This window comes from Bradyrhizobium hipponense, from assembly GCF_008123965.1.
Taxonomy (GTDB): Bacteria; Pseudomonadota; Alphaproteobacteria; order Rhizobiales; family Xanthobacteraceae; genus Bradyrhizobium; species Bradyrhizobium hipponense.
Genome location: NZ_VSTH01000107.1, coordinates 38,016 through 45,744, shown reverse-complemented (window position 1 = coordinate 45,744; position 7,729 = coordinate 38,016). Strand labels below are relative to the sequence as shown.

General features: G+C 66.4%; 5 protein-coding genes. 3 read left to right on the top strand and 2 right to left on the bottom strand.

The genetic code is table 11. From position 1 onward, the window contains the following. Positions 1-37 precede the first annotated feature (37 nt). Both FXV83_RS29435 and FXV83_RS29430 read right to left on the bottom strand, forming a co-directional pair. The gene (locus FXV83_RS29435; RefSeq protein WP_148743100.1) at positions 38-1,234 is read right to left on the bottom strand and encodes an acetate/propionate family kinase; all 1,197 of its coding nucleotides are present in this window, start codon (positions 1,232-1,234) and stop codon (positions 38-40) included. A 9-nt stretch (positions 1,235-1,243) separates the two neighbouring features. After that, positions 1,244-3,658, bottom strand: a complete 2,415-nt coding sequence (locus FXV83_RS29430; RefSeq protein WP_187436247.1) for a phosphoketolase family protein — start codon at positions 3,656-3,658, stop codon at positions 1,244-1,246. Between the two features lie 199 nt (positions 3,659-3,857). On the opposite strand from FXV83_RS29430, the gene FXV83_RS29425 reads away from it, so the two are divergent. From FXV83_RS29425 to FXV83_RS29415, 3 genes are all read left to right on the top strand, one after another. Further along, on the top strand, positions 3,858-5,033 hold the full coding sequence (locus tag FXV83_RS29425) for a PA0069 family radical SAM protein (RefSeq protein ID WP_148743099.1): 1,176 nt from the start codon (positions 3,858-3,860) through the stop codon (positions 5,031-5,033). Positions 5,034-5,071: 38 nt separating this feature from the next. Further along, on the top strand, positions 5,072-6,007 hold the full coding sequence (gene rnhB / locus FXV83_RS29420) for a ribonuclease HII (protein ID WP_148743098.1): 936 nt from the start codon (positions 5,072-5,074) through the stop codon (positions 6,005-6,007). Positions 6,008-6,217: 210 nt separating this feature from the next. Next, complete coding sequence (locus FXV83_RS29415) at positions 6,218-7,726, top strand: glycosyltransferase family 39 protein (RefSeq protein ID WP_148743097.1); 1,509 nt, start codon at positions 6,218-6,220, stop codon at positions 7,724-7,726. Positions 7,727-7,729: the final 3 nt, after the last annotated feature.

Here is a 7,729-nt window from a genome sequence, read left to right as displayed (position 1 = left end):
GTCCCAACTCGCAATGACGGATGGCTGCCATCACGCGCTAATCGGACGAGCCTCCCATTGCCTGCAGCACCGCGGCGCAATGCCGCGCAATCATGAGTTCCTCATCGGTCGCGATGACGAACACATCGACGGCACTGTCGCGGCCATTGATACGATCGTGCGCCGCATCGTTGGCAGCGGCATCGATGCGCACACCGAGCCAGGCGAGACGCTCGCCGATCTCGCTGCGAATCTCCTTGCTGTGCTCGCCGATGCCGCCAGTGAAGACCAGACAATCTATCCCCTGGAGCGTCGTCGCCATCATCGCGACGTCCTGCGCCGCACGGAAGGTGAAGAGATCGATAGCCTCCCGCGCCGCAGCCTCGCCGCTTGCAAGCAGCGTGCGCATGTCGGCGGAGAGGCCGGACACGCCGAGCAGGCCACACTCGCGATAGAGCAGGTGCTGCACCGCCTCGGCCGACATCTTCTCGTGCTGTTGCAGATAGAGCAGAACGCCGGGATCGATCGTGCCGCAGCGCGTGCCCATCACCAGGCCATCGAGCGGGGTGAAACCCATCGTGGTGTCAACGCTGCGGCTGTTGCTCAGCGCGCAGAGGCTCGCGCCATTTCCGAGATGCGCGATAATGGTGCGTCCCGCGGCCAGCTCCGGCGCGATCTCGGCCAGACGTCCTGCGACATATTCGAACGAGAGGCCGTGAAACCCATAGCGCCGGAGGCCGCGCTCCTCATAGCGCCTCGGAATGGCGAAGCGGCTCGCCGGCGGCGCCAGGCCATGATGAAAGGCAGTGTCGAAGCAGGCGATCTGCCTCAACTCCGGCCGGATCGCCCGGATGGTGTGGACCGGCGCCAGGCACCGCGGCTGGTGCAGCGGCGCAAGCGGCGTCAGCGCCTCCAGCTTCGCGCAGACATCCTCCGTCAATTCGGCCGGCCCTGAATAGTCTGGCCCACCGTGAACGATGCGATGGCCTGCGGCACGCAAGTGGCGCTCGCCAAAATGCTCTTCGATAAAGGCGAGCACGTAGGCGAACAGATGATCGCTATCGGTATCTGATCCTGTCCGTTGCTTTTCGAAGAGGTCCTCGCCCGCCGGGTTCTTCACGATGAGCCGGGGCGTCGTCTCGTGCTCGTCGAGCAGCCCCTTGCAGAGCAGGACGGGATCCCGCCCTGACAGCTCGAACAGGCCGAACTTGATGCTCGACGATCCGGAGTTGAGAACGAGAACGGTGTCCGACATGGCTTGATGTCAATCGCCGGCTTCTGCCGGAGTCTTGCCGTCCGCGCTGTTGTGCCAGACCCAGTCGCGAATCTCCGGCATGTCCTCGCCATGCTCGCGCACATAGTGTGAATGCGCGATCAGCGCGTCGCGGAATTGCTGTTTGACCTGCGCGGCCCTGGTCGCGAGCCCAGGGACACGCTCGATCGCCTCGATCGCCAGATGAAAGCGGTCGAGCTCGTTGAGCACGACCATATCGAACGGCGTCGTCGTGGTGCCTTCCTCGGCAAAGCCGCGCACATGCATGCCGGCATGATTGGTGCGGTTATAGGTCAGCCGGTGGATCAGATAGGGATAGCCGTGATAGGCGAAGATCACCGGCTTGTCGCGCGTGAACAGGCTGTCGAAGTCGCGATCGGACAGGCCATGCGGATGCTGCTCCTTCGGTTGCAGCGTCATCAGGTCGACGACGTTGACGACGCGGATCTTCAGCTCGGGCAGCGCCTTGCGCAGCAGGTCGACGGCGGCGAGCGTCTCCAATGTCGGCACGTCGCCGGCGCAGGCCATGACCACGTCGGGCTCGCGAGTTGCGTCTTCCGTGCCCGCCCATGTCCAGATGCCAATGCCGGCATCGCAATGTGTGGCGGCGTCCTGCATGGAGAGCCATTGCGGCGCCGGCTGCTTGCCGGCGACGATGACGTTGATGCGGTTATAGGTGCGAAGGCAGTGATCGGCGATCCAGAGCAGCGTGTTGGCGTCCGGCGGAAAGTAGATGCGGACGATATCGGCCTTCTTGTTGGCGACGAGATCGACGAAGCCGGGGTCCTGATGGCTGAAGCCGTTGTGGTCCTGGCGCCAGACATGCGAGGTCAGGAGATAGTTGAGCGAGGCGATCGGGCGCCGCCACGGCAGATCGCGCGTGACCTTGAGCCATTTGGCGTGCTGGTTGAACATGGAATCCACGATGTGGATGAAGGCCTCGTAGCAGGAGAAGAAGCCGTGCCGGCCGGTGAGCAGATAGCCTTCGAGCCAGCCCTGGCACAGATGCTCGCTCAACACCTCCATCACGCGGCCGTCCTGGGCGAGGTGCACGTCGTAAGGCTCGGTCGGCTCCATCCAGACGCGTTCGGTGGCCTCGAACACCGCCTCGAGCCGGTTTGACGCGGTCTCGTCCGGTCCCATGATGCGGAAGTTGCGCTCCTGCGCGTTGAGGCGGATGACGTCGCGCAGGAACCTGCCGAGCTCGCGCGTCGCTTCGCCGGTGACGCCGCCAGGCCGGGGCACCTCGACCGCGAAGCTGCGGAAGTCCGGCAGCTTCAGCTCTTTCTTCAGCAGCCCGCCATTAGCGTGCGGATTGGCGCCCATGCGGCGGTTGCCTTCGGGAGCCAGCGCCTGCAGCTCGAAGGCGAGCGCGCCGTTCGCGTCGAACAGCTTTTCCGGCTCGTAGCTGCGCATCCAGTCTTCGAGCACTTTGAGATGCGCTGGATTCTCGCGGCAGGAGGAGACGGGCACCTGATGGGCGCGCCAAAAGCCCTCGACCTTGAGCCCATCGACTTCCTTGGGGCCGGTCCAGCCCTTCGGGCTGCGCAGCACGATCATCGGCCAGCGCGGTCGCTCGACCGCCTTGCGGCCGTCGCGGGCGTGCTGCTGGATCGAGCGAATGCTGGCGAGCGCGACGTCCAGCGCATCGGCCATGGTCCGGTGCATCAGCTTGGGATCGTCGCCCTCGACGAACAGCGGCTCGTGGCCGAGCCCGCGAAAGAGCTCGCGGATCTCCGCGTCGCGCATCCGCCCCAGCACGGTGGGATTGGCGATCTTGTAGCCGTTGAGATGCAGGATCGGCAGCACCGCGCCGTCATGCGCCGGGTTCAAGAACTTGTTCGAGTGCCAGCTCGCCGCGAGCGGCCCGGTCTCGGCCTCGCCGTCGCCGACCACGCAGGCCACGATCAGGTCCGGATTGTCGAACGCCGCGCCATAGGCATGGACCAGCGCGTAGCCGAGCTCGCCGCCTTCGTGGATCGAGCCCGGCGTTTCCGGCGCGGCGTGGCTCGGGATGCCGCCGGGGAAGGAGAACTGCCGGAACAGCTTGCGCAATCCGTCCGCGTCGCGCCCGATGTCGGGATAGATCTCGCTGTAGCTGCCTTCGAGATAGGTGTTGGCAACCATGCCCGGGCCGCCATGGCCGGGACCGCAGACATAGATCATGTCGAGGTCCAGCGTGCGGATGACGCGGTTGAGATGGGCGTAGATGAAGTTCAGCCCGGGCGTCGTACCCCAATGGCCGAGCAGACGCGGCTTGATCTGCTCGGGCCGCAACGGCTCGCGCAGCAACGGGTTGTCGAGGAGATAGATCTGGCCGACGGAGAGGTAGTTTGCGGCACGCCAGTAGCGATCGAGGAGATCGAGGTCGCTGCTCGCCGCGGCCGATTGTCGTTGATTTGTCATGTTCCTGCCGACTTTCACCCAGCGATCGTCACCAACCATGTTCCGGCGCGATCGATCCCTGCCGGATCGCCGGACCTGGATGTTGCGTGAGGTCAAAGGCGCGCGCCCGAACATTGGGCAGCGCTACTGTGCATGGGGTTGTTTTCGCGTTTTTTGTTCTCGTTCTTGATTTGTTCCTGCCGCATGCTATCTTGGCTTCATGAGTCGAGCATCCTCTCGTGCCCTCAAGCACCCGCCGGTCACGGCGCCCTCCGAGCCGGCGGGTGCGCCTTCAGATATTCCTGCCGCTTTCCCCGAGCTTGCCGTCGCGATCGACCGCGAGCGCAGGCGAGGGCGGGGCGCGCAATCCAACGCCAGCGGCCGCTTCGAAGCCGAGGCGCGCGTCGCCTTCGACGACGGCTGGCAGAGCCTGGATGAGCTGCCGCCGTTCACGACTACGGTCGGGCTCGACACCTCGCGCAAGGTGATCACCCGCAACGAGTCGCCCGACATCGGCTTCGACCGCTCGATCAATCCTTATCGCGGCTGCGAGCATGGCTGCGTCTATTGCTTCGCACGGCCGACGCACGCCTATCTCGGCCTGTCGCCGGGGCTCGACTTCGAGTCAAAACTGTTTGCCAAGCCGGAGGCGCCGGCGCTGCTCGAGAAGGAGCTCGCCGCGCCCGGCTACGAGCCGCGGATGATCGCGATCGGCACCAACACCGATCCCTATCAGCCGATCGAGCGCGAGCGCAAAATCATGCGCGGCATTCTGGAGGTGCTGGAGCGTGCCGGCCACCCCGTCGGCATCGTCACCAAGTCGGCGCTGGTGACACGCGACATCGACATTCTCGCGCGGATGGCCAAGCGCAGTCTCGCCAAGGTCGCGATCTCAGTGACCTCGCTCGATCCGAAACTGGCGCGCACAATGGAGCCGCGGGCTTCGACGCCGCCGAAGCGTCTGGAAGCACTGAAGCAGCTGTCGGATGCCGGCATTCCGACGACGGTCATGGTCGCGCCCGTGATCCCTGCGCTGAACGATTCCGAGATCGAGCGCATCCTGGATGCAGCGGCCCATGCCGGCGTCAAGGAGGCCTCCTACGTGCTGTTGCGGCTGCCGCTCGAAGTCCGCGATCTCTTCCGCGAATGGCTGATGGCGAACTATCCGGACCGCTACCGCCACGTCTTCACCCTGATCCGCGACATGCGCGGCGGGCGCGACTACGATTCGAAATGGGGCGAGCGGATGAAGGGCACCGGTCCGATGGCCTGGACCATCGGCCGCCGCTTCGAGATCGCCTGCGACAGGCTCGGCCTCAACAAACGGCGCGCGAAGTTGACGACGGATCATTTTGCCAGGCCGAAGCGGAACGGCGACCAGCTCAGCCTGTTCTGATGAGCCGTTGAATAACGGGAATTGTCCGGGGTTCCCTGTTGCGCAGGCCGCACCGCTTGCGCAGGATCCCGGCCATGATTCGGGACAAGTCCGTCAACAAGCCGGCCAAGAAGGCCACGCCCCAGAAGCCTGCGAAGACCACGGTTGGCAAGGCCGAGGCCAGCAAGACCGACGCCAGCAAGGCGACCGAGGTCAGCAAGGCGACCGAGGCCAGCGAGGCCGAGGCCGGCAAGAGCGCAGCCAAGACGGGCATTATCGCCATCGCGCCGCCGAGCTTCCGCCGCGAGCGCGCGCTGATCAAGCGCGGGGTCTGGCCGGTGGCTGGCTGCGACGAGGCCGGCCGCGGGCCGCTCGCCGGGCCGGTGGTCGCGGCCGCCGTGATCCTCGATCCCGCCCGTATCCCGCGCGGCATCGACGATTCCAAGCGGCTGACGGCGGAAGAGCGCGAAAGACTGTTCGACAAGATCTGCGCGACCGCGCAGGTCTCCGTCGTCGTCGCCTCGCGCTCGCGCATCGACCGCGACAATATCTTGCGGGCGTCGCTGTGGGCCTTGAAGCGCGCGGTGGGCGCGCTGCCCGAGGCGCCCCGCCACGTCTTCGTCGACGGCCGCGACCGGCTCGATACGGCGTGCGATTGCGAGGCTGTGATCGGCGGCGACGGCATCGTCCTGTCGATTGCGGCGGCCTCGATCATTGCCAAGGTGACGCGCGACCGGCTGATGTGCGCGCTGGCGCAGGACTGTCCGGGCTACGGTTTTGAGCAGCACAAGGGCTATGCCGTCCCGGAGCATCTCGACGCGCTCGACCGCCTCGGCCCCTCCGTCCACCACCGCAGCTTCTTCGCCCCCGTCGTCGCCGCCCGCGCCAAGCACATGCCCTGGACCGTCGAGCCGATCCCGGACTTGTTCGCGGTGACCGAGGTCGACGCGGAGCTGGAAGCGGACGTCGAAATCGACGCTTCAGCGAGGCTCTAGGGTCTCGTCCCGCAGCTTCCGCATCGTCATGGCCGGGCTTGACCCGGCCATCCACGTCTTTGCCGCCTGCTCCGAAGAACGTGGATGCCCGGGACAAGCCCGGGCATGACGGGCAGACGGTCGTTGCCACGACGCGCAGCGCCCTTTATCAAAACAGTCGTGAGCGATTAGGGCCGGCTGCACGGGTTGGCTGCATCTTTCGGACGTTGCATGCGGTTTACCTCCCTGGTCATCGAGCTCATTCGCGCCCGGCCGCGGCTGATCGTGTGGATCGCCGTGCTGTTGCAGGCTGCGATGTGGCTGTTCGTGGCGCTGGTGTTCTACCGCAGCCCACCCGGCAACCTCGCGACCCTGCTCGCGTTCGGCCGCGAATATCAGGTCGGAACCGATCTCGGCCCGCCTCTGGCAGTCTGGCTCGCCGACATCGCCTATCGCGCTGCCGGCGGCCACATGTTCGGCGTCTATGTGCTGGCCGAGCTCTGCGAGATCGCGACCTTCGTCGCGCTCTATCATCTGGCGCGCGCGGTGGTCGGCGCCCAGCAGGCGGTGCTCGCCGTGCTCTTGACCATGACGCTGCTGGCCTTCTCTTCGTCCGCGCTCGACTTCGGTCCGCTGGTGCTGGCGCGCCCGCTCTGGGCGCTGCTCCTGCTGCATTCCTGGCAACTGATCGGCCAGCGCCGCGGCAATGGCTGGTTCGCCTGGTCGATTGAAGCCGGGCTGTTGCTGCTCACGACGCCCGCGGCGGTCTTTCTCTTGCTGCTGCTCGTCATCTTCGCGCTCGCGACTGCCGGCGGCCGCAGGACGCTGCGGGCGCTCGATCCGTTGTATGCGCTGGTCGTGGTCGCGGTGCTGGTGCTGCCTTATGCCGTCTGGCTGATGCGTGCCGAGACGTTTACCCTGCCGGCCTTGCCGCAGCTCTCGGAATTGAATGGCCGCGCGCTTCACGCGTCGTGGTTGCTCGGCGGCCTCGTGCTGGGCGCGGTGACGATCCCGGTCCTGGCCTTCCTCAACAGCGGCTGGTTCGCCGGCAAGGGCGACGAGGCACCGATCATCTACCGGCCGCGGGTCGAGCCGCTCGCGCGCAACTTCGTCTACTTCTTCGCGCTTGCGCCGGCGCTCGGCGGGATCGTCATCTCCGGTCTGTTCGGGTTCGACGGCGTCGTCGGCGGTGCCGGCGCCGTGCTGCTGATGTCGGGGCTTGCCGTGGTCGTGGCGGCCGGCGATCTCATCCCCATGCGCCGCGCGCGGTTGTTGCGCACGGTGTGGGCTGCCGCCGTGGCGGCGCCGGCTGCCGGCGTCGTGCTGGCATCCCTGCTGCTGCCCTGGACCGGCACCGGCGAGATCGCGACCTCGATGCCGGCCCGCGAAATCTCGGACTTCTTCGACGAGAGCTTTTCCCGCCGTACCAACCATCGCCTGCGCGCGGTCGCAGGCGAGACCCAGCTTGCGAGCCTGATCACGCTGCATTCCGGCCGGCCGCATCTGTTTATCGATGCCGAGCCTGCGCGCACGCCGTGGATGACACCGGCAAGGTTCAGCGAGACCGGCGGCGTCGTGGTCTGGCGCGCCTCCGACACCGCCGGCACCCCGCCACCCGACATCCTCAAGCGCTTTCCCGGCATCGTGCCGGAAGTGCCGCGCGCCTTCGAATGGCTGGTGACCGGACGCCAGCAATTGCTGCGCATCGGCTGGGCCATCGTGCGGCCGAAGGGGACGTAAGTC